Here is a 24,089-nt window from a genome sequence, read left to right on the forward strand (position 1 = left end):
TTATTTATATTCCTTATTTTTGAAAATAATATGATTACTTTGAAATTAAAAACACTTTTATTATTTAGCCTACTTCTTTTGTCTTGTTGCAAGCACAATCAAAGCAATTATTCTCTTAAATCTGATAATCAAAAGAAAAAAAATTATCAGGAAGGGATCCAAATGTTGATTACAAAAAAATACGATACAATTATAAGACAAAAGGCTTTAGTTTTGGCATATGAATGTCTTTCAGTTGATCATGATTTTAAAAGCTATTTTAAACTATCCAAAGAAATAGAAAAAAAATCTATTAAAATACATGACACTATTGGTGTTATTTCGGCCAATATGAATATGGGGTTTTATTATTCAAATAAATTCTTTAATGATAGTGCCTATTATAGTTATACAAAAGCACAAAAATTATCTTTAAAACATAAGAATAAACCTTTTCTAGAGACTCTTATTCAATACAAATCAAATATCCTTTGGAGTCAACATAATTTTGCAGAAGCTGAGAAAGAGGCAATAAAAGCTTTAAAAATTGCAATCAAAAAAAATAATTTCGAGCTGGAGTATAATTGTTTTATCACTATTGCCAATTCTTTGGTTGGTATGAATAACAACATAAAAGCAATAGAATATTATGAAAAAGCATTAAAAACTTCCAATAACTTGAGCGAGGTATCTTCTAGAGATATTTTTAAATATCAAATTTATAATTACATAGCTGCGATTTATCAAAAACAAAATCAATTCCAAAAAAGCATAAATTATCTCAAAGCAAAAGTAAATATAGATAAGGTTAGAAAAAAAGACATAGCTGTATATGCTTATTTAACAAATACTATTTCTTATTCCAAATTCAAACTCGGAGACAACTCGGTGTTAAAACAATTTCAAGAAACCTTAAAAATAGGCGATAGCATTCAAAGCATTCCAATTCAGATAACCTCAAAAACGTATATTGGCGAGTATTATTTGGCTCAAAAAGACACATTAAAAGCCAATAGCTATTTAAAAGAAGCACAACTACAAGCACATCGAAACAGCATCTTTGAAGACGAGTTAAAGATTATTAAACTTTTACAATTAGCCAATCCAAGTGAAGAAACGTTTTATTCGGATCGGTACATTCAATTAAACGACAGTCTGCAAAGCGTAGAACGTGCTACTCGCGACAAATTTGCCAGAATTGAGTTTGAAACCGATGAAATAACTTCTGAAAAAGACGTGGTTAAAAAACAAAACAATCAGCTTCTCATTAGAATTTGGGTCATTACTGGATTTGCCGTATTATCATTATTAGTACTTATTTTATGGTTCATGAATAAATCACAAAAAGCCAAAACACGTGAATTAGTGCTCAAACAAGAACAGCAAAAAGCCAACGAAGCCATTTATCAATTGATGATTGATCAACAGCAGCAAATTCAAGAAGGCAAAAATATTGAAAAACAACGTATTTCGCTCGAACTTCACGATGGTGTCATGGGAAAATTATCGGCAGTGCGCTTAAATTTATATGCCGCATTGTATAAAGCCAATTTAATAGAAGACGAATTATTTGCCAAACAAATAGACGAAATTCAAACAGTGGAACAAGAAATTAGAACCATAGCACACGATTTAAACTCCAATTTGTTTTCTGATAATGCCAATTTTATTGGAATTGTAAAAGAACTTTTTGCCAAAATAGAAAATCACTCTCAAATTCAGTTTACACTTCGAGTGAGTGATGCCGTAAATTGGGACTTGGTCAATAACGTGGTTAAAATAAATTTATACCGAATTCTTCAAGAGTCATTGCAAAATATTGAAAAATATGCCGAAGCAACAGCAGTAGCCGTTTTCATGTCAAAATCGGAGGATAATCAACTGGAAATTAGTATTTCAGACAACGGAAATGGATTTGACACCAATCAAAAAAAGAATGGAATTGGACTCCAAAACATGAAGACCAGAGTTGTTGAATTAAAAGGGAAAATTACTATTGAATCAGCACCAAAACAAGGCACCAAAATAAATTTGATTATTCCATTTTAGTTTATTACTTTCACGTAGGATATAACTTGTTATTTTATGGTGGTAAAAATTTTGATGATTGACGATCATCCTGGAATGATTGAAGGCTATAAAGCCATGTTGTCACTCAATAAAGAACAACATACTATTGAAACCAAAGAAGCTTATAACTGCGAAGAAGCTTATACAATTATAACCAATCCAAACAATTCATCTGCTTTTGATCTTGTTTTTCTAGACTATTCTATTCCAGAATTTGCCGAACAAAAAATTCACAATGGTGAAGACTTGGGCATTTTAATTCGAAAACACATGCCCAACACTAAAATTATTATGCTAACGGCCCATTTTGACGCCATTAGATTATACAATGTGGTAAAAAAAATCCAACCCAACGGATTATTGGTCAAAAGCGATTACAAACCACCTCATTTAATTGAAGCTTTTGAAAAAGTACTTTCAGGAGAAACCTATTTCACTCCTATAGTACATGATAGGATAAAAGAGCCGTTATTTACTAAAGGATTTTTAGATAGTTTAGACCGAGAAATAATAGTATTATTGGCAGAAGGATTTCAAATTAAAACCATTGCCAATAAAATGAATGTCTCTGAAGACACTATCAAAAAAAGAAAAAGTAAAATAAAAGACTTGCTTGGTATAGAAAAAGGCAGTGACGAAGACATTTTAAAAGAATGTAGAGCCTTAGGCCTAATCTAATTCCGTTTTGTCATTCCGACTAAAGAGGAATCACATAGTTTTAGACATAAAGTAATTCCAACTCGAACAGGCATTATTAATAAATATAATTTTAACGTTTTTTACACTTTTAGTGTACTTCCACACTTCAAGGTTATAGTAGTTTTGACATAACAAATTACTCGAGAATTTTTTGTTATAAAAAAAACAATTATTAATAACAATCTGAAAAGGTTTCAGATTTAAAAAACTTTAAAATTTTATTTATTATGAAAAAATTAGTATTCGGCTTAATTGCCACAGTTATGTTTGGTTTAGTTGGAAATGCACAATCAACTTTTGAAACTGCTCAATATAGAGGTGTAATGGCTTCTTTTGTTGAAGCAGCTAGAGCAAATGAGTATGAAAAAGGAACGAGTCAAGATGAATTTGTAAAAAATGTATTTGGAGATTCAAAACCATCTGATGAAGAAATGGATTTTATTGTAACGGTATATAATTATCTTGAAAAAGGTACTACTGGAACAGAAATTTTATGCTCATATAAAGGCACAGAGGTTAAAGCTCTAGTAGAAAAAGTTAGCAGAGGTGAAAAGGTTTTTGGATTTACTTCAGAAACAGCTCGAAAAGAACTTAAGCCTTGCAGAGGACAAGGGTTTTGGCATTGGTTAGGATGTTCACTTGAAAATGTTGTAACAATATTAGAACAAGTTGCTGAAGTTGTTGCTGCTTGGTGTAGTGTATTCCCTTGCTAATTAATTTAAAAATAGGCTAAACAATTATTTGTTTAGCCTATTTTAAAAATATAAATCCATGAAAAAAACAATTCTATTATCTTCTTTAGTTGCATTAACTTCTTGTAAAACAATAAAAATAGTTTCTAAACAAGATTTAAAACTAAATTATGCCTCAGAAAAAATTGAGTTAAAAAACAACTGCATCTTAATGAATTGTACTATTGAAGATTACCCTCAAACGTTTCAAGTAGATTTAGGCGCAACTTCTTCCGTAATTTTCGATACTCTAGCGATTCCAAACTATTATAAAAGAGAGAAAGGCACTTTTGGATCGGTGAAATCAGCAGACAATAATACCACCAGAAGCGCATTTGTTGCCTTGAAAATGAACAACAATTTAGCCTCTAGTACTAATAAAGCGTTTCTTGTAGTTCCAATTTACAATCAATCTATGGCGCGGTATGATTGTATCCCAAAAGAAGTAAAAAATAATAAAGTAGGTCTTTATGGATACGACTTTTTTGGATATGATGATTACATTACAGCATTAGATTTTGATCAATTAACCATTAGTAATTACAAAATCGAACAGTTAAGTGGGTTAATTCAAAACGGTTATAGCGAAGTTAAATCAGAATTCAATGATCGATGGTTGTCGATTTTTATTTCCATAAATGGTGTAGAATACAAGTTCAAAATGGATACGGGTTATAATGGTTCTTTTAGCATACCTTTTAATAAAGATATTACTTTTTTAGAAGAACCCCACCAAAGCTACCAAGGAAATCTATACAGAACGCTTTCGGGAACCTCCAAAAACATCACGGATTATTTTTTTAATGATAAAGAAGTGTCATTCAACAACACCATTTATACAACCACCATTACCGTTTCTCAATCGATAAAAGCGCAAAATGTAGGTATGGGTTTTATCAAAGGATTTAATTGGATAATAGACGCCAAGAATAAGAGATTATACGTAAAAAAGAACAGTCTTGATTTGGATACGAAATCAACCTATACCAAAAAATACATAGTTGTAGCAGAGAATCACAAACTTAAATTCATGGCAAAGAACACACTTGAAACTAAATACAATGTAGGCGACGAAATAACCGCCATAAACAACACCAAAGTAACTCCAGAGAACATCTGCGAAATGCAGGAGATATTAAATAAAACTCAAAACTGGGACACCTTACAGCTTGAAATTCTTCCGCCTGTAAAATAAAATAATCGAAAAAGATTCCCGAATGACAATCCCCAAACGATTGTCATTTTTTATGCGGCTTCCAAATCTTAACATTTTTTACACTAAAAGTGTAAAAACATCTTCAAGAGGCAGACTAATTTTACCAAATCAAATCGAAACATATCACGATTTAATTTGTACCAAATGAAAACACATGTCACCATCGTATTGCTCTTGATAACATTTGCCTTAAAAGCACAAACTGTGTCGTCGATAACTAAAGATCAATTGGCCAATGCTATGGCGCTATTTGTCGAAAAGGTAAAACCATCTTATCAAAAGGGGCAAAATTACAAGGATTTTGAAAAAGCTCTTTTGGGTACCTGGAGCAACACAACCGAAGGAACTGCTTTGTTGAGTAAAGCCTTTGATTATCTCTGCATAGGTAGTACTAGCGACCAAATCATTAAGAATTACAATGGTCCTGAAATGACTAATGCTTTACTGGTGATAGCCAATTCAAAGAGTGATTCTAACGACGGAATTACAATTTTTGGTGGAGTTGTACAAGACAGCAATTCGTTTAACGATAAGGCTACTAAACAGGATTGCAAATGGTATCAAATATTGTGTTTTGTTCAAAAAGTAACTGTAAATTAATCAATAACTTAAAACCTTTATTCATGATACGCATAGTCATCACAATTGCAACAGTATTATTTTCAATTCTAGCGTCAGCTCAAGAAACAAGTAAACCATTACAAATAGACATAAGAGGAAGGGATTGCATGGGTGGTAGCGGAATATGTTATTCAATAACTTCAGAAACAGTAAACAAAAGCACTATGAAAACCTACAACATTATTAAAGTAACCTCCAAATCCATGATCATCGAAGTAGAATCGAGTAAACTTTCAGTAGATGATCAAAAACTTTTATTCGGGAAAGAACTTTCCAGAATTGCACCCAACGAAGAATTGGTTTTTGTGCAAGACCAAGATTATATTTTTGATATCGATACTATGATTTATTTAGACATGGATACCGGTTTCAGAATGATCAAAAGAGGCAGTTATCCTCTGCAAATCATCAAAGACAAAGTTCAAGTAACCATCGAGTTATCAGCTTATAGATAAGTTTTTTGAGAACTCAAGAACATCAAAAGCAATCATCATGAAAAAAATAACGTCCTTATTGTTTTTACTCCTTTTGTTAGTAAAAATACCTGCTTTTGCAGTAGAACCTAACGATAATCCCAATCAATTGATGGCCGAATTGATTATGGAAATTCATAGTGTTGCGTTAAAATATGATGCTTTAATTGAGGCCAAACAATGTGAATTAGACAAAATAAATAGAGCGCTCGCAGTAGCATACAGTACCGAGCAAAAGGTGGATTTATTGGTGGAAAAAGATCGAATTAAAACAGAAATCATCGAATTAAAAAATGATGGCGCTGGAGAAATCTCTAAAATTAGATACCTAAAAGGACTTCAAATTATTAAGATTTTGTATGAAAAAGTGTTGGGTTTGGACCATCATTTTGCTTCTGTGAGTACCTTCAATGAAATCAATAAAATTTCCAATCCCAACCAATATCCAGAGTATGAAAAATTAAAAGAATTGGTGGCTGCTAAAAAAGATAAAAAATCAAGTTTTGATTTGACTTCGGTTTTAGGTTCCAATACTATCGTTTCTCTGGTTCAAACGTTTACCAACATGATTGGTTCGTCGTTGACCAAAGATGAAAAAGAGAAGGAACTAGCCAATGTCGATTGTATTTTAGATTTTACGCTTCGAATGCAGAACGACTTGAATACCATTTATTTTGAAACCGCTTTTTTGCAAAAAAGCAACGACAAAATGAAAGCAGACATCGAACTGCTATTTAAAGATTATACCAAACCCATAGGGTATGAATCTACACTTGCAAAATGTCGTTCTAACGATGATTGGGAAACGATCACTCAAAAAATGGAGGACTATTTATCTAAAATGAAAACTGCTGCCGGAACATCGCAATACAAAATGCAAGTCAATTTAGAATTTCCAATTGATCGCTTGTTGCAATTTATCGGACAGTACAATAATTTTATTGATCAAGGCGGAAAGTTTTATGAAAAATTTAAAATCATACTTAGTAGCTACGAACATGAGAAACAATGTGAAACCAAGCTACCACTAGAATACAAAAAATTAAAAGCCGACATAGATGTAGCCATCGATAAATTTAATGTGGCCTACAAACCTGTAGAAATCAACGGTACTAAAATGAAAGAAATACTATACGGATTGAATGAATTTGATTAAATCATTTCTTCCCAAAGCAGTTATTAAGTTAAAAATTGGGTTAATTTTTTTCTAATTAAAAACGACAGTTGACAGCTGTCGTTTTTTTATTTAATAGATAGCTATAAACAACCCTAAAAATAAAAATGGTTGTTAAAATTTATTTTTATATGTTTGGTTCACCAATAAATAAACCAAACAATGCGTTCTACATTATTCAATACAAGCCCAAAAACGTTATTAGTAACAGTACTTTTTACGGGTGTTTTCAGCACTTTTGCCCAACAAGCCACACCTTTTAAAGTGCGTTATCAAGGGCATGTTAATGGGGATATGACATTAATTGCCAATAACATTGTAAATAGATCGGAAGGTAGTGAAGGCACAAAATTACCTTATAACGAAAACACCAATCGTGGCAAACTCAACGACGAGTTTGAAATGAATTATATAGATATAGATGACGACGCCACTACGTTTTCATCCAGCAGCGCCGATTTGGTGGTAGAAAATCCGTCTTCCAAAAAAATAGTGTATGCCGGTTTGTATTGGTCGGCTACCTACTTGTGCAACAGCAGTAAATTAGCTAAAAAAGAAAAATTTAAAGCTATTGACGCCAACCGAGAAGCATTTGATAAAATAAAAATCAAATTGCCCAATCAAGAACAATACACAACCATAGCAGGTGAACTTATATTTGACGGCATCAAGGCACCCGATTTTAAAGAAAGTGCACCATATGTTCTTTATGCAGACATTACCAATTTGGTGTTGAATACCGAAAATCCATTCGGAACCTATACCGTTGCAGATATCAAAGCTACCGTAGGTCAAATTAGTGGTGGCGTTGCTGCCGGTTGGTCTATCTTTTTTGTGTATGAAGATAAAACCATGAAAGATAAATTTATTACTTCCTACGATGGTTTTGCCGGCATTACCGATAAGTCTGTTGATATTTCTTTTACAGGTTTTCAAACCCTTTCTGAAGGAAAAGTAACGGCTAAAATTGCGTGTAGCGCGCTAGAAGGTGATGCCCGATTGAAAGGCGATCAACTGTTGTTTAAAGCATCAGAAACCGATAAATTTACACAACTTTCGAATACACTTCACGACAAAACCAATGTTTTTAATAGTGCGATTTCTATTGAAGATACGGTGGTTATGAATCGCGTTCCTAACAGTACCAATTCTTTAGGGTATGATGCTTTTATCATGACGATTGACAATCCCGAAAATTTGGTAATAGGAAACAATACCCATGATGCCACCGTTAGATTAAAAACATCAGGCGATCGATTTTTTATGTTTTTCAATGCCTTTGAAGTCGAAGTAGTGCAAGCTAAAGAAACGTTTGCCGATGAGGTAAAAGAAATGGTACAAACTGATGTTGAAAATGTAAAAAGACCACGTTTAGTGGCTAAACTAGCTCAAGTGCAACAAACGGAAAACAAGGTAAAAGCAGAGGAAAAAGCAACTAACACAGTAATAACAAACCCAATTCAACCAAAACAAGAAACGTCTAAACCGATTGCTACCAAAGAAAAAGCAGTGGTTGAAACCAAATCGGTTGCTGTAGAAAAAACAATAAGTAAAGAAGAAAAAGCGTTTCCACAACGCAAAAAAGCCATTTTGAGTCCAGCGATTTCAGTGCCCAACGAACCCAAAGGCTATTACATTATTGCTAATGTGTTTTCAAAACCATCCAATGCCAATCGTTTTATAAAAATTTTACAAAAGAAAGGCATCAACGCACAGTATTTTATCAAACCAATAAATCATTTTAGATACGTTTATGTGAGCAAACATGATATTTTTGAAGAGGCTTCGGCGATGTATGATTCCAATATAAACAATACTTATTTCGACGATTTGTGGATCATGACGATTAATGAGTAAATATAGTTCCTTATTAAAAAAACGACAGCTAACACCTGTCGTTTTTTATTTTCCACTGTATTTTACTTTCCGTAAAACGCGCATCACTTCTTTAAAATTAACATAAACTAAATGATTTTTATACTGCTTTAACAGCGGTTTAGCGTCAATTAATTTGTGTTTGGCATCCTCAAAACCATTCAAAAAGCAAATCATCAAAGTAGAAGGCAAGTTTTCTAAATCAATAGCTTCTCGTTCGTTTAGCTCTAAGCCTTTTTGCAGTTTGGTAAGTAACGATAAATTGGAATTGTAAATGTGAAATAATACTTTTCTGTTGTATTGAGGCGGTTCAAAAAGCATCTCCGTTTCTATTTTATAATAACCGTTATCGAAAAACGAAATTTTTTGTTGCTCCAAAGGATAATAACTGGTTTTGTCGTTCAATCCCAACGGAACATATTCGGTAATGGTAAACGTGTTTTCGTCAAACGTAATGGTTACGTCGTCTTGTGCTGAATAAAACAGTTTTACTTGTTCGTTGACCAATTCGATATCTACGCGAGAAAGAAACACTTTGTCTCGAATTTTCCTCGGAATTCCGGCCCAACAAATCACAAATAATTCTTTAAATACTCGGTATTCTGATTGCATGCCTTTGTGTCGGTTGTTGATAAAATCAATCACGCTATCAAGCGTATGTGCAATGCTGTTTCTCGAATTGTTTTCGATGCTAATGACCGTTTCAATATTTTGTTTGGAATACGGAATTTTTTCTTCCGTAGGCATCGAATTGCTGCCTCTTCTCACAAAAACGGTGTTCGCCAAAATGGTATGAATGTTTTTCTTGAAATACGAAGTTTTCGACTTGGGTTTAATCGTAACCAAACCCACCACTTTGTCTTTGGGTAAGTTGGGAAATGGTACATTTTCGTACTGAATTTTAGGTGGATTTTCTAAAAAAGCGTTAACTAAATTCTGAATGCGACTGTCGTCAAAAAAGTCGTCGCCGGTAATCGCATTATCTTGATCTTCAACACCTACAACTATATAAGAATTGTTGGAAGGATTGGAATTGGAAAGCGCACAAATGTGTTTTAAAAACTTGGCTTTTCCTTCTTTAGTATGCAAATTCAACTGCCGCTTCTTGTCATAAAAACTGCTCTCATCGTTGTGAGCAAGCAGATTTTTAATGAGAAGCCGTTTGTTTATCATGCTAAGTACGATTTACGAAATACGAAGTACAAAGTATTGGTGTAATTTCCATAAGAAGTTTTACACAAACTTTATTCTTCTACTTTTAACTTTGTATTTTTAACTTTGTACTTTAAGGAACACTATTTCCCATACTTTCAGTCCAAATAGCGAACCAATCTAAGGTGTCTAACGGCAATGCTACCGCTTTCATCAATGCTTGAATTCGGGCCACATTTACAGTGCCAGCAACAGGAAGCACGGCCGCAGGATGTTTCAACACCCAAGCCAATAAAATAGTATCCGAACCAACACCATATTTTTCTACTAATTGCACCAATATTTTTTTCAATCTTCGGGTTTGATCAATATCTTCCCGAAAAACGGTTCCCAGCGGATTCCAGGACATCGGAATGATATCGTGAATTTGCATATAATTCAAACTGCCGTCTAACATCGCTTCGTAATGCGTAGCCGAAAACTGAATTTGGTTGTAACTAATTTCGGTTTTTTGAAGAATCAATTCGGTTTGAGGTGACGTAAAATTAGACAAACCAAAATCGATAATTTTGCCTTCCGATTTGAGTTTTTCAACCGCTTCTGCAATTTCATCAGCGACCATCAACGGACTTGGACGATGCAACAACAAAACGTCTAAATAATCCGTTTGTAAGTTTTTCAATGAATTTTCAACCGACCAAATAATATACTCTTTGGAGTAGTCGTAATGCTTGATGGTATTGTTTCTTCCGCCGGTATGTTGGATACCACATTTTGAAATCAACTGCATTTTACTGCGATCAATTTTGCTTTCGCCAAATGCTTTTCCAAACTGTGCTTCGGTTGTGTAATCACCATAAATATCGGCATGATCAAACGTTGTGATTTTGTTTTCGATACACACATGCATCAGATGAACCATTTCAGAAGTGCTAAGGTTTTTATCCCAAATACCCCAATTCATGGTTCCAGCTATAATTGGAGATAATTTCGTTTTTCCCATAATTGTCTTTAAAAGCCTAAAATTACTAAAACAAAATCATAAATCATCCTTAAAAACCAGAAATGGAAGTAAGTTTTAACGCATTATTAACATTCCTTTCCTAATTAAATTTTCAATTTTGAAATGTTAAAATTTTGAACTTAATTGTGCCTCGAAAAAAATAGAATTTATGGAAGAAAATGGTGCTGCTTTAGACATTAGAGCAATCAATGAAAAAATTGAAAAAGAAAGTGCATTCATTGACTTATTGGCATTGGAAATGAACAAAGTCATTGTAGGTCAGAAACACATGGTTGAACGGTTGTTGATTGGACTTTTAGGACAAGGTCACATTTTACTTGAAGGAGTTCCTGGATTGGCAAAAACATTAGCCATAAATACGTTATCACAAGCTGTTCAAGGAAGTTTTAGCCGCATTCAGTTTACACCCGATTTGTTGCCAGCGGATGTGGTTGGAACGATGATTTACAACATCAAAGCCAACGAATTTTCTATTAAAAAAGGACCAATTTTTGCCAACTTTGTCTTGGCCGATGAGATCAATCGTGCGCCTGCCAAAGTGCAGTCGGCTTTGTTGGAAGCGATGCAAGAAAAGCAAGTAACCATTGGCGATACTACGTTTAAACTAGAAAAGCCATTTTTAGTATTGGCGACTCAAAACCCTATTGAACAAGAAGGAACGTATCCGTTACCAGAAGCACAAGTCGATCGTTTTATGCTGAAAACCGTAATCGATTATCCAAAAATGGATGAGGAACGATTGGTTATTCGTCAAAATTTGAAAGGCGCCTATGAAAAAGTAAATGCTGTAGTTTCGGTAGAACAAATTTTGCGCGCCCAAGAAGCCGTTCGTGAAGTGTACATGGACGAAAAAATCGAGAAATATATTTTGGATATCATTTTTGCTACTCGTTATCCAGAAAAATACAGATTAGAAAATCTGAAACCTTTAATCAGTTTTGGTTCATCACCTCGTGGAAGTATTAATTTGGCAACTGCTGCCAAATGTTATGCTTTTATCAAACGTCGTGGTTATGTAATTCCAGAGGATGTTCGCGCTGTGGTTCACGATGTGTTGCGTCACAGAATTGGAGTTACCTATGAAGCAGAAGCCGAAAATATCACTTCGGTTGACATCATCAACAAAATAGTAAACGAAATTGAAGTTCCATAAAAAAGTAATTAGTAAAAAGTAATTAATTATTAGCCGAGGCTTTTACTAATTACTGATCACTAGTCACTAATCACTAATCACATGGAAACCAAAGACCTACTCAAAAAAGTTCGTAAAATAGAAATCAAAACCCGAAGATTGAGCGATCACATCTTTTCGGGCGAATACCACACGTCGTTTAAAGGTCGTGGTATGACTTTTTCGGAAGTGCGTCAATACCAATTTGGCGATGACATTCGTGCCATCGATTGGAATGTTACCGCACGATACAACGAACCGTATGTAAAAGTTTTTGAAGAAGAACGCGAATTAACCATGATGCTAATGGTAGACATTTCGGGTTCGGAAAGTTTCGGAACGAAAAACCAACTGAAAAGTGAAATTGTAACCGAAATTGCCGCAACCATGGCCTTTTCAGCAACTCAAAACAACGATAAAATTGGATTGATTTTGTTTTCTGATGCTATCGAATTGTACATTCCACCTAAAAAAGGGAAATCGCACGTACTTCGAATCATTAGAGAATTAATCGAGTTTCAACCCAAAAGCAAGAAAACCGATTTGTCTCAAGCCTTAAAGTTTTTATCGTCAACCCAAAAAAAGAAAACCATTGTGTTTTTGATTTCCGATTTTATGGTAGACGACGATTATGAAAAAACCTTGAAAATTGCGGGTAAAAAGCACGATATTACCGGAGTTCGCGTCTATGATATTCGAGAAGAGAAGATGCCAAATATTGGAATGGTTGAGATGGAAGATGCCGAATCGGGAGAGATTTTAGTGGTCAATACCAGTTCTAAATCGGTTCGAATGAATTATGAAAAAAATTATCAGAATAAAGTAAATTATTTCAAAGATATTTTTTCTAAATGCGGCTCAGGAACCGTAAATACGCGTGTTGACGAAAGTTATGTAACCAAGTTATTGGGTTATTTTAAATCGAGAGGATAAATGAAAATGAAATTGCACCTACTATTCTTTCTAATGACAACATCGCTTTTTGCTCAAAAAGTCACGACGTCTATTGACACAACTCGCAATAAAATTGGTGCCGAGTTCAAGCTTACGTTAAAAGCATCAGTCAACAAAAAAGATAAAGTAGTTTTTCCAAAAGCTAAAAATTTTGGTGCTTTAGAAGTAATCGAATCGTATAAAGTTGATACCATAAAAACCAACGATCGATACGAATTAATTAAGAAATACGGATTGACTCAATTCGATTCGGGAAGCTATACCATTCCGAGAGTTTCGGTTTTAATTAATGGCAAATCCAATCTTTCAGACAGTTTAAAAGTAGAAGTTTTCAATGTAAAAGTAGATACGTTAAAACAAAAATTATACGACATTAAAGAAGTCATTCCTGTTGAAAAAGAATCCGATTGGTGGAAGTATCTTGTGGCTGCTTTAGGCCTAATTTTAATAGGAGTTCTAGGATTTTTATTGTTCAAGAAATTCCACAAAAAAACCGAAAAAGAACCTGAAATTGTTTTCACTTCTCCTATTGAAAAAGCCACGTCGTTGTTACAACAATTAGAAAAAAAGGAACTTTGGCAACGCGGTGATGTGAAGTCATATTATTCGGAATTGACCAATATTGCCCGAACGTATATTGAAGAAGAAATTCAAATTCCGGCGATGGAAAGCACGACTTCAGAACTCATTGTAGCTTTGAGAAAAGTTGCCAATCAAAAGAAGTTGAAGTTGTCTAAAGAAACCTTAGAAAATCTCGAAAAAGTACTGATGCAAGCCGATTTGGTGAAATTTGCCAAAGAAAAACCATTGGATTTTGAAATTGAAGCCGATAAAAAACGCATCTCAAATACTATTGTTACCATTCATAAAGCCATTCCAGAAGTTGTGGAAGAAGACGATGAACTTGAAGCATGGAATGAGCAGCAAAAAGAATTAGCGCGTTTGAAAAAATTGAAAAAAGAAAAGCAAAAAAGAACGCTAATCATCGTCGGAATTGTCATTGGAATTCTCGCCATTTCGGCATCGATTTTTGTCTACATCAAAGGGTATGACAATGTAAAAGATTATGTGCTGGGCAATCCAACTCGTGAATTATCGGAAGGCGAATGGATTTACAGCGAATACGGAAATCCAGGTGTGAAAATTGAAACGCCAAAAGTATTGAAACGATTGGATGCCTCAAAAGCACTTCCTAAAGAAACGTATGCTGTTTTGAAAGAAATGCAAATGTTTAGTTATGGTAGTCTTTCAGAGCCGTTTTATGTTGAGGTCGCCACTTATAAATACAAAGAAGAAACAAAAGAAAACGAGCCATCAAAGCCAGTCGAAATAAATTTTGATACTGTTTTAGAAGGCATAACGAAGCTTTGGGAATCGAAAGGCGCTCAAAACATTCTTTTCAAACAAGAAGATTTTAATACTGATAAAGGCGTTACAGGCACAAAAGCCTATGGAACGATGACCATTTTGAACAAAGAAGACAATTCTACTCAAAAAATGTATTACGAAATTTTGTTGTTCAAACAAGACGGCGGATTGCAACAAATTATTGTATCTCACAAAGAAGGAGACAAGTTTGGGAAAAAGGTTTTAGATCGCGTGATCAATTCGGTGGAACTTAAAATAGACGAAGAATAATGGAAAAAATAAGCTTTTTACACCCAGAATTCTTTTGGTTATTTACGCTCATTCCATTGGTGGCCTTTTGGTTGTTTTGGAAGCGCAATGAACAAACACCAACCTTAAAAATAAGTTCGGTTAGCGGATTTAAATCGTCTAAATCACTTTTGTCAAAAGTAAAACCGTATGTAAATGTGTTGCGATTGTTGGCGTTAAGTTCGTTAATAATTGCCTTAGCACGACCAAGAACAGTCGATATTAGCAACGAAACCAAAACGACTAAAGGCATTGATATCGTAATGGCAATCGATCTTTCGAGCAGTATGTTGGCCAGAGATTTGAAACCCAATCGTATGGAAGCTTTGAAAAAAGTAGCCATTAATTTTGTCGATGGACGTCCAAACGACCGAATTGGTGTAGTGGTTTACGCCGCAGAAGCCTATACTAAAACACCTGTAACTAGTGATAAATTAATGGTTAAAAAAGCCATTCAAGATATTAAATACGATCAAGTGCTTCAAGACGGAACTGGAATCGGGATGGGATTAACTACCGCTGTAAATCGATTGAAAGACAGTAAGGCCAAAAGTAAAGTTATTATTTTACTAACAGATGGTGTAAACAATTCCGGATTTATTGAGCCCGAAACAGCTTCGGATATTGCTAAAGAATACGGAATTAAAGTCTATACAATCGGAATTGGTTCCAACGGAATGGCAGAATTTCCATACCAATTTGCTCCCAATGGGCGCGATTTTTTATACAAATTACTGCCCGTAGAAATTGATGAAAAACTCATGAAAACCATTGCTAAAAATACAGGAGGAAAATATTACAGAGCCAATAGTAATAGCAAATTAGAAAGCATTTATAATGAAATTAATAAGCTAGAAACCACCGAAATTCAGGAATTGAAGTATTATGATTACGACGAGAAATTTCGCCCTTTTGTGTGGATAGCTGGAATTTTATTATTGATTGAAGTGTTGTTGAGAAACACCATTTTTAAAAGTTTTATATAATTACGAATTCATAATCGAATATGTACGAATTAGAAGAAAAAGGATATCTGTATCTGTTGTTAGTCATACCAATTTTGGTACTGCTATTTCTATACGTGCAGTATTGGAAACGAAAAAAACAACGAGAATTTGGTGATTTGGCATTAATTCGAAAATTAAGTCCAGAGAAATCGGTTTTCAAACCCATATTAAAATTAACAGTGTTCCTTTTAGGATTGACTTTTCTGATAATTGCCCTTGTCAATCCGAAAATGGGTTCCAAAGTTGAAAAAGTAAAACGCCAAGGAATTGATATTGTTTTTGCCATAGACGTTTCCAAAAGTATGCTTGCACAAGATGTAGCGCCCAATCGTTTGGAAAAAAGTAAGCAAATTGTTTCCCAATTAATCAATCAGTTGGGTGGAGATAAAATCGGAATCATCGCTTATTCGGGAAGTGCCTTTCCAGTGTTGCCAATGACGTCTGATTATGCCGTAGCAAAGATGTTTTTGCAAACCATGAATCCAGGAATTATTTCCTCTCAAGGCACGTCAATTGATCAAGCTATCGAATTGGCATCTAACGATTTTTTCGATAAAAAAGACCGAACTCGCAAACTACTCATCATCATTTCAGACGGTGAAGATCATTCCAATAATGCCGAAAGTGCTGCCGAAGAGGCCGAAAAAGTTGGATTAAAAATTGTTACGGTAGGTGTTGGAACCGAAAAAGGTGGCCCCATTCCATTGAAAAAAAATGGAATTGTAGAAAGTTATCAGAAAGACAATGACGGTAAAGTGGTGATTACCAAAAGAAATGCTGCAGTGCTATCCACCATCGCCAAAGCAACTAAAGGCGGCGGTTATGTTGACGGAAACGTTACTAGAACGGTAGTTGATTATGTAAAAAAATTATTAGATGCTACTCAAAAATCGGAATTAGGAGGCACCATTTTAACTGATTTTAAATCGCAATTTCAATGGTTTTTGGGCTTTGGATTTTTTCTGTTGTTTTTGGATATTTTCTTATTGGAACGCAAAACAAAGTGGGTGAGAAAAATGAATTTATTTAATGAAAAAGATCATGAATAAAGTATTTTTATATGGTTTGATGCTGTTTTCTTTGGTTGTTAAAGCCCAAGAAAAAGATAACTATTTGCCTGTAGGAAATGAAAATTTCGACAACAAAAATTACATCGATGCCGAAGCTAATTACCGTTTGTCTCAGGCTAAATTTAAAAAGAAACACATTTCAACTTATAACTTAGGCACTAGCATTTACAAACAAAAACAACCTTTAGAGGCTAAACATTACTTTGAAAAAGTGATCAAAGAATCTAAAAACAAGAAAGAAAAACATCAGGCATATCATAATCTTGGAAATATTTTGATGCATCAAAAAGAATATTCCCAAGCCGTTGATGCTTATAAAAACGCCTTACGGAATAATCCTTCGGATGAAGAGACACGTTATAATTATGCTTTGGCCAAAAAAATGCTAAAAGACAATCCGCCACCGCCACCGCCAAAAAATAATCCACCGCCACCTAAAAACAGTCCACCACCACCGCCAAAAGAGAATAAAGACAATAAAAATCAGGATAATAAAGACCAGAACAAAGGTCAAAACCAGAATAAAGACCAAAATAAAGGCGATTCTAAAAATCAAAATCAGAATCAAGGTCAAAACCAAGGTCAAAATAAAGATAATAAAGAGGGTGACAATCCAGATAACCAAGACAATGGTGATGGAAACCAGCCACAACAACCCAGTGGTGCGTCCAAACAACGCATTAAAAATTTATTGGACGCTGTAAACAACGAAGAGAAAAAAGTTCAAGAAAAAGTGAACTCCAAAAAAGTACCATCCAATCCGAAAAAACCAGAAAAAGATTGGTAATTTTTAAATTGAATTTGAAATAATGATATTGAATTTTTTTGAATATCAACATGAATGAAAGAAAGATGAAAAGAATACTTGTATTTATTGTTTTATTTATATCCAACACGCTTTTAGCTCAAGTAAAATTTGAAGCCATTGCGAGTAAGAACACTTTGGGTTTAAACGAAAGAGTACGTATTGAGTTCTCCATGAATGACGATGGCGATAATTTTATTCCGCCCAATTTTGAAGCTTGTGGGTTTAGAGTAGTTGGCGGTCCAAACCAATCCATCAGTCAGGCGTGGGTTAATGGCAGAAGTTCATTTCAAAAATCATATACTTACTTTTTGCAACCTTTACGAAAAGGAAATTTGGTCATCAAGCAAGCGGTAATTGAGATTAACGGTCAAAACTATAAAACACTTCCTATTAGAATTAACGTAACAAATGCGGTTAATTTGCCCAATGATCCAGACGAACCTGCCACAGTTCGTGCCGATGATAATTTGTATTTAGTTGCCGATATTTCTAAAACCAATCCTTATGTAAACGAACCGATAACGGTGGTTTACAAATTGTATTTTAGTTACAATATTGGGATAACCAATTGGCGCGAATTGAATAAACCAAAGTACAACGATTTTTGGAGCCAAAACATTGACATCAAACAGTTGGTGGCCGAAGAAGGCCTGTTTAAAGGCGAACGCTACCGCTATGTTGTGCTTCGAAAAACAGTTTTATATCCCCAAAAATCGGGTAAACTAGAAATAGAACCCCTTTCGTTAGACATCGATTGCCAAGTTCCTAGAGGAAGACCAAATTATTTCGGACAAGTACAAGTGGTTGACGACAGCAAACGAGTATCAGCCGGAAGTAAAGTGATTACCGTGAAGCCTTTACCAGAAGCAGGAAAACCAGTCGATTTTTCGGGTGCTGTTGGAAAATTCAATTTCAAAGTTACGCCTTCCAAAACCGAATTAAAATTTGGCGAATCATTGGATTTGGATGTGAGTGTAAGTGGAGTTGGAAACTTAAAATTATTCAGTTTGCCAAAACCAGAAGTGCCGTCAACATTAGAAATGTATGATCCAGAGCATTCTGAAAATGTAAGTACACCACTTACTGGAATGACAGGAAGCATTGCCGATAAATACACCATTATTCCGCAGTCTAAAGGCAATTTTCCTATAAAACCTTTGCGTTTTTCGTATTTCGATTTGGGCACAGGAAGTTATAAAACCATTGTGTCACCCAAAATAGTATTGAATGTTTTGGACGGTCCGGGATTATCAAATGTATCTCCAACTGTTGCTGGAAATCAAAAAGTGGCCGCTTCAGCCAATAAAACATTTGCTTACATCAAACAAAAAACAACCTTAAAACCCATAGAAGAAGATGATTTCTTAGGATCGGGATTGTTTTATACACTGATGGCGTTGCCCTTTTTAGCGATTCCAGTGTTGATTCTTTTTAGAAAAAGAAAAGAAGCTGAAGATGCCGATGTGGTTGGAAATCAAAAGAAAAAATCGAATGCTTTGGCGAAGAAATATTTGTCGGAAGCTCAAAAACACCGCAATGATAAAGAGCCATTTTATATTGCGTTAGAAAAAGCCATGCACAATTTCTTAAAGGCCAAATTGAGTATCGAAACTTCAGAAATGAGTAAGGATAAAATTACCGAAATTCTGCTGTCGAAAAAGGCTAATCACGAAACAGTAAAAGAATTTATTACGTTAACTGAAAGCTGTGAATTGGCACGATATGCCCCATCAACTAGTGTTACCATTCAGCAAGATTATGACAAAGCCGTTGAAATAATATCCAGTTTAGAAAAGCAATTAGCATAGCCATGAAAAATACAATCTATATATTTTTATTGATTTCTCAAATGCTTTGGGCTCAAGATGATTTTGACAAAGGAAATCAATCGTATCAAAAAGAAAACTACCAAGAAGCCATTACTAATTACGAAAGTGTTTTGGCCTCAGGGAAACAATCGGCAGAAGTGTATTTCAACCTTGGAAATTGTTATTATAAACTACATAAAGTAGCGCCAGCGATTTTCAATTATGAAAAAGCATTACAGCTCAATCCGAACGATGACGAAATTAAAACCAATTTAGATTTCGCTCGAAAAATGACCATAGACGACATCAAAATTGTTCCAAAAGTAGGATTTCATAAACTAATAGAAGATTTCACCTCGAGCTACAATTACAATACTTGGGCGTGGATTGCCATTGGTTTTGCATTTGTATTTTTAGGATTTTTTATCGGATATTATTTTTCAGGAACAGCTTCTAAAAAACGAATATATTTCACTGGAATGTTTGTGGTTTTGTTCGGAATTGCCATCAGTATTTTCTCTGGGATTTATGAGAAAAACAGAATTTTAAACGACAGAACCGCCATTGTTTTTGCAGAAAAAGCTTCGGTAAAAGGCGAACCAAAGTCATCAGCAACTGAAACTATTTTACTTCATGAAGGCGCCAAAGTTTCTATTTTGGAAAGTGTAGCCAATTGGAAAAAAGTACAACTAACCGATGAAACAACAGGTTGGATAGAAGAAGATGCGCTAAAAGAGTTGAATTAATTCGTAACTTTCTTTCCCAAATCTTTAAACCAATCGGTTAAAACGGGTAACATAAACTCAGATGTTTTCAACACAGGATTGAACAGCAATGATTTTTCTTGCGTTTTTTTGGAAATTAATGCGTTGTTGAGGTTTACTTTTTGAAACAAACTTAGTACTACTCCTAGAAATAAAACGGTTTTTAATACGGCAAAAAAGGCACCGCCCAATGTATTTAACCAACCTAAAAACAAACTACTGGCAATTTTAGAAAGCACTTTGGCTAACAGATAAATTCCAATCATAACCAATACTAAAATAAAAATAAAAGCAATGACTTTGGCTGTTTTGCTATCGCCAAATAGGGAAGAAAATTTTACAGTAAGGTAAATTCCAACAAAAAATGAAATGAAGGAAGCAAATTCTACTATAAGACCGTTTCGCAATCCACGAATCAATCCAAAAATTAAAAAAGCAGCCAAAACAATATCAATAAATCCCATAATTTCTCTAAAATTGAGCGGCAAAGATAACAGAAAAGAATATAGAATCTATTACCCATAGAAAAGCAGCTAAATGTGATATATTTGCACCATCAATAAGTTAGACGAAAAGTCTTTATTCTTTTCTCTTTCTTCTATTTTCTAAAAAATGTCAAGAGATATACAACTTAAAGAGCGCTGGGAAAAAGTAGTAGCTCTCCTTTCCAATCAATTTGCGGAAGGCGAACTACTCGATTTAGACGCCATTATATACTTAATTGGAGTGCAAGAATTGGGGCAATTCAAACGTGTTTTTGCCAAAGATGAAAAAGTCAACCTAATGCACATCGCAATATGTCGTTTATTGGAACCTTATGGTTATTATGAATTCGATTTTTTCGATAAAGACGGTTGGCCTCATTACCGTATTAAAGAAGAATTACCATCATTAAAAGCTGGCGAACAAACCATTTTGATGAAAGATGCTATTGTGAATTATTTCGTTGAAAAAGAACTTATTGATTGAGCGAAAAGTAAATAGTGAAAAGTGAAGAGTTTTATTGCTAACTTTTATACTAATCACTTATTACTAATCACTAAAAAAACTTAAATTTGCACCTTCAAAGAACGACAGATGATAGATAAGATCAAACAGCATATTGAGGAAGCTAAAGCATTCAACGAAAAAAACAAAGAAGCTTTAGAACAATTCCGTATTAAATATTTAGGAAGTAAGGGTTTGTTAAAAGAACTTTTTACCGAGTTTAAAAACATTCCAAACGACCAAAAGAAAGACTTCGGACAAGTAATCAATACCTTAAAAGCCGTTGCTGAAGAACGTGTAAAAACCATTCAAGAAGAGCTAGAAAGCAAAGAAGAAGTAAAAGGGTTTTACGGTGATTTATCGCGTCCAGGTGAGCCATTAGTTATTGGTTCACGTCATCCTATTTCTATTGTTAAAAATCAAATCATCGATATTTTTTCTACCATTGGATTCAACGTTTCGGAAGGTCCTGAAATAGAAGACGATTGGCATAATTTTACCGCATTAAACTTGCCCGAATACCATCCAGCACGCGACATGCAAGATACGTTTTTCATTCAAACCAATCCTGATGTATTGTTGCGTACACACACATCATCAGTACAAGTGCGTTACATGGAAAACAACAAACCACCTATTCGTACCATTTCACCGGGAAGAGTTTTTCGTAATGAAGCTATTTCGTCTCGTTCGCACTGTATTTTCCATCAAGTGGAAGGCTTGTACATTGACAAAGATGTGTCGTTTGCTGATTTGAAACAAACATTACTTTATTTTACTAAAGAAATGTTCGGAAAATCAAAAATTCGCTTGCGTCCGAGTTACTTTCCGTTTACCGAACCAAGTGCCGAAATTGATATTTATTGGGGTTTAAAAACCGAAACGGATTATCGTATCACAAAAGGAACTGGTTGGTTGGAAATTGGCGGTTGCGGTATGGTTGATCCAAACGTTTTGAAAAACTGTGGCATCAATCCTGAAGAATTTTCAGGTTTTGCCTTCGGAATGGGAATTGAGCGTATAGCTATGCTGTTACACCAAATTGGCGACATCAGAATGTTTTTTGAAAATGATGTTCGATTCTTAGAGCAGTTTAAATCAAGTATATAAATTAACAACCCTAGCAGAGTTCAAAACTCTGCTAGGGTTTATTTAAAAAAATGAAATCCGATATCACCATCCCAGAAGTAGAAAACGTTTTCCTAGCCGCCGTTCAAGAATGGAGTGACGACTTTATGGAAAAGGTTTGGTATGTGTATTTGGTAAACGATTCCGACTACGATTTAGACGGCGTAATGGTGGTTTCAAAAGCATTCGGAACGCTAGATGGCGAAATGAAAAAAACGTCGCTTTTGCGCCATGCTTTTCCCAATGTGCCGGCAGTTTCTGTAGTGAAGATTGAAATGGTGGAAACCAGTGTACTTCGATTGAACAACGAATTTATGGTTACCTATTTCATTGGAAGCACGTTATACGACAAAAAATTCATCTTCCGTGCTCAAACCATAACTCCAGATTATGTAGAGGAAGTGCCTATTTTGTTTGTAGATGGAGTGATTGTGAGGTAATTAGTTTTCCTTAGAGTTTTTCTGTTTTTCTTTCTGTTTCCAGTTAACATATCCCAAAAGAAATATTCCGGTTACCAAATAAAAAAACGCTCTAAGGTAGAAATTTGGATTAGAGATTTGTGTCATAAAAGGTTTTTCTTTGATTTCAAACAAAATATTGAAAATAATCATAAAAATACCCCAAAATCCACCCGACAGTATTTGATATTTCCATCTTTCACTCATCTTAGTCTAATTTTTCGGTTAGTTTTTTAAAGGTACTTTTGGCGTCTTTTCCTTCATACAAAATGGCATAAACGGCATCAATAATTGGGGTTTTGGCTTGGTATTCCTGGTTTAATTTGTAAGCGCTTTTTACGGCATAATAGCCTTCGGCAACCATGCTCATTTCCATCATCGCCGATTTAACGGTGTAGCCTTTTCCAATCATGTTTCCGAACATTCTATTTCTAGAAAACACCGAATATCCTGTAACCAACAAATCGCCCAAATAAGCAGAGTTATTGATGTTACGTTTCATTTTGTGTACTTTTCTGATGAATTTTTTCATCTCGCGAATGGCATTACTCATAATCACCGATTGAAAGTTGTCGCCATAACCCAATCCGTGCGCAATTCCAGCCGCAATAGCATAAATGTTTTTCAACATCGCTGCATATTCCGTTCCAATAATATCATCTGAAATTTTTGTTTTGATGTAATTTCCAGCCAATATTTTAGCAACAACCTTAGCTTTGCTAGAATCGCCACAAGCAATAGTTAAGTAAGAAAGTCGCTCTAAGGCTACTTCTTCTGCGTGACATGGACCTGTAATAACCCCAATATTGTCATAAGGAATGTCAAAGTTTTTATGAAAATGTTCGCCAACAATTAAGAATGTTTCAGGAACAATTCCTTTAATGGCCGAGAAAATGACTTTGTCTTTTAAACTAACCGTAAGTTTTTCCAATTCGGCACTTAAAAAAGCTGATGGAATGGCAAAAATGATATAATCGGCGTAAGCCACCGCTTCATTGATATCTGCCGTTAGTTTAAGTTTATTGGTGTCAAATTCTACCGAACTTAAATAATTGGGATTGTGTTTGTAGGCTTTAATATGGTCAATTGCCGATTGGTTTCTCATGTACCAAGCAATTTCGTTGAGGTTAACACACAGCATTTTTGCAATTGCAGTGGCCCAACTTCCGCCACCAATTACTGCAAACTTTGGATTCTGATTCATTATTTGTTTGTTTGATGAACCAAAAATACTGAAATTTATTTAAAGGGTAACGATAACGCT

The 24,089-nt window shown here is 34.5% G+C and carries 24 protein-coding genes; 19 read left to right on the forward strand and 5 right to left on the reverse strand.

What is annotated here, in order from left to right; genetic code table 11:
• Positions 1 to 162 precede the first annotated feature (162 nt).
• The 8 genes from ACODSI_RS09045 to ACODSI_RS09080 all read left to right on the forward strand — a co-directional run bounded on the left by ACODSI_RS09045 (position 163) and on the right by ACODSI_RS09080 (position 8,820).
• Positions 163 to 2,028 (forward strand): tetratricopeptide repeat-containing sensor histidine kinase, encoded by a 1,866-nt coding sequence (locus tag ACODSI_RS09045; protein ID WP_488916521.1) that lies wholly within the window; start codon positions 163 to 165, stop codon positions 2,026 to 2,028.
• Between the two features lie 36 nt (positions 2,029 to 2,064).
• On the forward strand, positions 2,065 to 2,727 hold the full coding sequence (locus ACODSI_RS09050) for a response regulator (protein WP_488916522.1): 663 nt from the start codon (positions 2,065 to 2,067) through the stop codon (positions 2,725 to 2,727).
• 248 nt (positions 2,728 to 2,975) lie between these two features.
• A complete protein-coding gene (locus ACODSI_RS09055) occupies positions 2,976 to 3,461 on the forward strand; it encodes a hypothetical protein (RefSeq protein WP_488916523.1) in 486 nt (161 codons plus the stop codon).
• A 58-nt stretch (positions 3,462 to 3,519) separates the two neighbouring features.
• Entirely contained in the window at positions 3,520 to 4,674 is a 1,155-nt protein-coding gene (locus ACODSI_RS09060) for a hypothetical protein (RefSeq protein ID WP_488916524.1), read from the forward strand.
• A gap of 165 nt (positions 4,675 to 4,839) precedes the next feature.
• Positions 4,840 to 5,295, forward strand: a complete 456-nt coding sequence (locus tag ACODSI_RS09065; protein ID WP_488916525.1) for a hypothetical protein — start codon at positions 4,840 to 4,842, stop codon at positions 5,293 to 5,295.
• 23 nt (positions 5,296 to 5,318) lie between these two features.
• The gene (locus ACODSI_RS09070; protein WP_488916526.1) at positions 5,319 to 5,771 is read left to right on the forward strand and encodes a hypothetical protein; all 453 of its coding nucleotides are present in this window, start codon (positions 5,319 to 5,321) and stop codon (positions 5,769 to 5,771) included.
• Positions 5,772 to 5,808: 37 nt separating this feature from the next.
• A complete protein-coding gene (locus ACODSI_RS09075; protein WP_488916527.1) occupies positions 5,809 to 6,945 on the forward strand; it encodes a hypothetical protein in 1,137 nt (378 codons plus the stop codon).
• A 180-nt stretch (positions 6,946 to 7,125) separates the two neighbouring features.
• Complete coding sequence (locus ACODSI_RS09080; protein WP_488916528.1) at positions 7,126 to 8,820, forward strand: SPOR domain-containing protein; 1,695 nt, start codon at positions 7,126 to 7,128, stop codon at positions 8,818 to 8,820.
• Positions 8,821 to 8,865: 45 nt separating this feature from the next.
• Here the strand turns inward: ACODSI_RS09080 and ACODSI_RS09085 are convergent, their stop codons facing one another.
• Both ACODSI_RS09085 and ACODSI_RS09090 read right to left on the reverse strand, forming a co-directional pair.
• Positions 8,866 to 10,011, reverse strand: coding sequence for an ATP-binding protein (locus tag ACODSI_RS09085; protein WP_488916529.1), 1,146 nt, complete (start codon positions 10,009 to 10,011; stop codon positions 8,866 to 8,868).
• A gap of 112 nt (positions 10,012 to 10,123) precedes the next feature.
• Positions 10,124 to 10,993 carry an aldo/keto reductase gene (locus ACODSI_RS09090; protein WP_488916530.1) on the reverse strand — a complete coding sequence of 290 codons (870 nt, stop codon included), beginning with the start codon at positions 10,991 to 10,993 and terminating at the stop codon, positions 10,124 to 10,126.
• 169 nt (positions 10,994 to 11,162) lie between these two features.
• Here ACODSI_RS09090 and ACODSI_RS09095 point away from each other — a divergent pair, with 169 nt between their 5' ends.
• From ACODSI_RS09095 to ACODSI_RS09130, 8 genes are all read left to right on the forward strand, one after another.
• Positions 11,163 to 12,167: an AAA family ATPase gene (locus tag ACODSI_RS09095; RefSeq protein ID WP_488916531.1), complete on the forward strand. Its 1,005-nt coding sequence runs from the start codon at positions 11,163 to 11,165 to the stop codon at positions 12,165 to 12,167.
• An 81-nt stretch (positions 12,168 to 12,248) separates the two neighbouring features.
• Positions 12,249 to 13,118, forward strand: coding sequence for a DUF58 domain-containing protein (locus ACODSI_RS09100; protein ID WP_488916532.1), 870 nt, complete (start codon positions 12,249 to 12,251; stop codon positions 13,116 to 13,118).
• Positions 13,119 to 14,777: a hypothetical protein gene (locus ACODSI_RS09105; protein ID WP_488916533.1), complete on the forward strand. Its 1,659-nt coding sequence runs from the start codon at positions 13,119 to 13,121 to the stop codon at positions 14,775 to 14,777.
• Positions 14,777 to 15,781 carry a vWA domain-containing protein gene (locus tag ACODSI_RS09110; protein WP_488916534.1) on the forward strand — a complete coding sequence of 335 codons (1,005 nt, stop codon included), beginning with the start codon at positions 14,777 to 14,779 and terminating at the stop codon, positions 15,779 to 15,781. Before ACODSI_RS09105 ends, ACODSI_RS09110 begins: the two co-directional genes overlap by 1 nt.
• 20 nt (positions 15,782 to 15,801) lie before the next feature.
• On the forward strand, positions 15,802 to 16,851 hold the full coding sequence (locus tag ACODSI_RS09115; protein ID WP_488916535.1) for a VWA domain-containing protein: 1,050 nt from the start codon (positions 15,802 to 15,804) through the stop codon (positions 16,849 to 16,851).
• Entirely contained in the window at positions 16,844 to 17,659 is an 816-nt protein-coding gene (locus tag ACODSI_RS09120) for a tetratricopeptide repeat protein (protein WP_488916536.1), read from the forward strand. Before ACODSI_RS09115 ends, ACODSI_RS09120 begins: the two co-directional genes overlap by 8 nt.
• Before the next feature lie 65 nt (positions 17,660 to 17,724).
• On the forward strand, positions 17,725 to 19,488 hold the full coding sequence (locus ACODSI_RS09125; RefSeq protein ID WP_488916537.1) for a BatD family protein: 1,764 nt from the start codon (positions 17,725 to 17,727) through the stop codon (positions 19,486 to 19,488).
• A gap of 2 nt (positions 19,489 to 19,490) precedes the next feature.
• The gene (locus ACODSI_RS09130) at positions 19,491 to 20,234 is read left to right on the forward strand and encodes a tetratricopeptide repeat protein (RefSeq protein WP_488916538.1); all 744 of its coding nucleotides are present in this window, start codon (positions 19,491 to 19,493) and stop codon (positions 20,232 to 20,234) included.
• Here ACODSI_RS09130 and ACODSI_RS09135 read toward each other — a convergent pair.
• The gene (locus tag ACODSI_RS09135; protein ID WP_488916539.1) at positions 20,231 to 20,716 is read right to left on the reverse strand and encodes a CvpA family protein; all 486 of its coding nucleotides are present in this window, start codon (positions 20,714 to 20,716) and stop codon (positions 20,231 to 20,233) included. The two genes, ACODSI_RS09130 and ACODSI_RS09135, sit on opposite strands and share 4 nt — an antisense overlap.
• A gap of 148 nt (positions 20,717 to 20,864) precedes the next feature.
• On the opposite strand from ACODSI_RS09135, the gene ACODSI_RS09140 reads away from it, so the two are divergent.
• From ACODSI_RS09140 to ACODSI_RS09150, 3 genes are all read left to right on the forward strand, one after another.
• Positions 20,865 to 21,221, forward strand: coding sequence for a hypothetical protein (locus tag ACODSI_RS09140; RefSeq protein ID WP_488916540.1), 357 nt, complete (start codon positions 20,865 to 20,867; stop codon positions 21,219 to 21,221).
• A gap of 108 nt (positions 21,222 to 21,329) precedes the next feature.
• Complete coding sequence (gene pheS, locus ACODSI_RS09145; RefSeq protein ID WP_488916541.1) at positions 21,330 to 22,349, forward strand: phenylalanine--tRNA ligase subunit alpha; 1,020 nt, start codon at positions 21,330 to 21,332, stop codon at positions 22,347 to 22,349.
• A 50-nt stretch (positions 22,350 to 22,399) separates the two neighbouring features.
• Entirely contained in the window at positions 22,400 to 22,807 is a 408-nt protein-coding gene (locus ACODSI_RS09150) for a hypothetical protein (RefSeq protein WP_488916542.1), read from the forward strand.
• Here ACODSI_RS09150 and ACODSI_RS09155 read toward each other — a convergent pair whose 3' ends face one another.
• Together ACODSI_RS09155 and ACODSI_RS09160 are read right to left on the reverse strand one after the other, a co-directional pair.
• Entirely contained in the window at positions 22,808 to 23,032 is a 225-nt protein-coding gene (locus ACODSI_RS09155) for a hypothetical protein (protein WP_488916543.1), read from the reverse strand.
• 1 nt (position 23,033) lies between these two features.
• Positions 23,034 to 24,029 carry an NAD(P)H-dependent glycerol-3-phosphate dehydrogenase gene (locus ACODSI_RS09160; protein WP_488916544.1) on the reverse strand — a complete coding sequence of 332 codons (996 nt, stop codon included), beginning with the start codon at positions 24,027 to 24,029 and terminating at the stop codon, positions 23,034 to 23,036.
• Between the last annotated feature and the right edge of the window lie 60 nt (positions 24,030 to 24,089).

Source organism: Flavobacterium sp. FG139, from assembly GCF_057809695.1.

Excerpts from the sequence above, each read along its gene's own strand:
- ACODSI_RS09045 (WP_488916521.1), top strand. The coding sequence starts at position 163 with ATGTTGATTACAAAAAAATACGATACAATTATAAGACAAAAGGCTTTA.
- ACODSI_RS09050 (WP_488916522.1), top strand. The coding sequence starts at position 2,065 with ATGGTGGTAAAAATTTTGATGATTGACGATCATCCTGGAATGATTGAA.
- ACODSI_RS09055 (WP_488916523.1), top strand. The coding sequence starts at position 2,976 with ATGAAAAAATTAGTATTCGGCTTAATTGCCACAGTTATGTTTGGTTTA.
- ACODSI_RS09060 (WP_488916524.1), top strand. The coding sequence starts at position 3,520 with ATGAAAAAAACAATTCTATTATCTTCTTTAGTTGCATTAACTTCTTGT.
- ACODSI_RS09065 (WP_488916525.1), top strand. The coding sequence starts at position 4,840 with ATGAAAACACATGTCACCATCGTATTGCTCTTGATAACATTTGCCTTA.
- ACODSI_RS09070 (WP_488916526.1), top strand. The coding sequence starts at position 5,319 with ATGATACGCATAGTCATCACAATTGCAACAGTATTATTTTCAATTCTA.
- ACODSI_RS09075 (WP_488916527.1), top strand. The coding sequence starts at position 5,809 with ATGAAAAAAATAACGTCCTTATTGTTTTTACTCCTTTTGTTAGTAAAA.
- ACODSI_RS09080 (WP_488916528.1), top strand. The coding sequence starts at position 7,126 with ATGCGTTCTACATTATTCAATACAAGCCCAAAAACGTTATTAGTAACA.
- ACODSI_RS09085 (WP_488916529.1), bottom strand. The coding sequence starts at position 10,011 with ATGATAAACAAACGGCTTCTCATTAAAAATCTGCTTGCTCACAACGAT.
- ACODSI_RS09090 (WP_488916530.1), bottom strand. The coding sequence starts at position 10,993 with ATGGGAAAAACGAAATTATCTCCAATTATAGCTGGAACCATGAATTGG.
- ACODSI_RS09095 (WP_488916531.1), top strand. The coding sequence starts at position 11,163 with ATGGAAGAAAATGGTGCTGCTTTAGACATTAGAGCAATCAATGAAAAA.
- ACODSI_RS09100 (WP_488916532.1), top strand. The coding sequence starts at position 12,249 with ATGGAAACCAAAGACCTACTCAAAAAAGTTCGTAAAATAGAAATCAAA.
- ACODSI_RS09105 (WP_488916533.1), top strand. The coding sequence starts at position 13,119 with ATGAAAATGAAATTGCACCTACTATTCTTTCTAATGACAACATCGCTT.
- ACODSI_RS09110 (WP_488916534.1), top strand. The coding sequence starts at position 14,777 with ATGGAAAAAATAAGCTTTTTACACCCAGAATTCTTTTGGTTATTTACG.
- ACODSI_RS09115 (WP_488916535.1), top strand. The coding sequence starts at position 15,802 with ATGTACGAATTAGAAGAAAAAGGATATCTGTATCTGTTGTTAGTCATA.
- ACODSI_RS09120 (WP_488916536.1), top strand. The coding sequence starts at position 16,844 with ATGAATAAAGTATTTTTATATGGTTTGATGCTGTTTTCTTTGGTTGTT.
- ACODSI_RS09125 (WP_488916537.1), top strand. The coding sequence starts at position 17,725 with ATGAAAAGAATACTTGTATTTATTGTTTTATTTATATCCAACACGCTT.
- ACODSI_RS09130 (WP_488916538.1), top strand. The coding sequence starts at position 19,491 with ATGAAAAATACAATCTATATATTTTTATTGATTTCTCAAATGCTTTGG.
- ACODSI_RS09135 (WP_488916539.1), bottom strand. The coding sequence starts at position 20,716 with ATGGGATTTATTGATATTGTTTTGGCTGCTTTTTTAATTTTTGGATTG.
- ACODSI_RS09140 (WP_488916540.1), top strand. The coding sequence starts at position 20,865 with ATGTCAAGAGATATACAACTTAAAGAGCGCTGGGAAAAAGTAGTAGCT.
- pheS (WP_488916541.1), top strand. The coding sequence starts at position 21,330 with ATGATAGATAAGATCAAACAGCATATTGAGGAAGCTAAAGCATTCAAC.
- ACODSI_RS09150 (WP_488916542.1), top strand. The coding sequence starts at position 22,400 with ATGAAATCCGATATCACCATCCCAGAAGTAGAAAACGTTTTCCTAGCC.
- ACODSI_RS09155 (WP_488916543.1), bottom strand. The coding sequence starts at position 23,032 with ATGAGTGAAAGATGGAAATATCAAATACTGTCGGGTGGATTTTGGGGT.
- ACODSI_RS09160 (WP_488916544.1), bottom strand. The coding sequence starts at position 24,029 with ATGAATCAGAATCCAAAGTTTGCAGTAATTGGTGGCGGAAGTTGGGCC.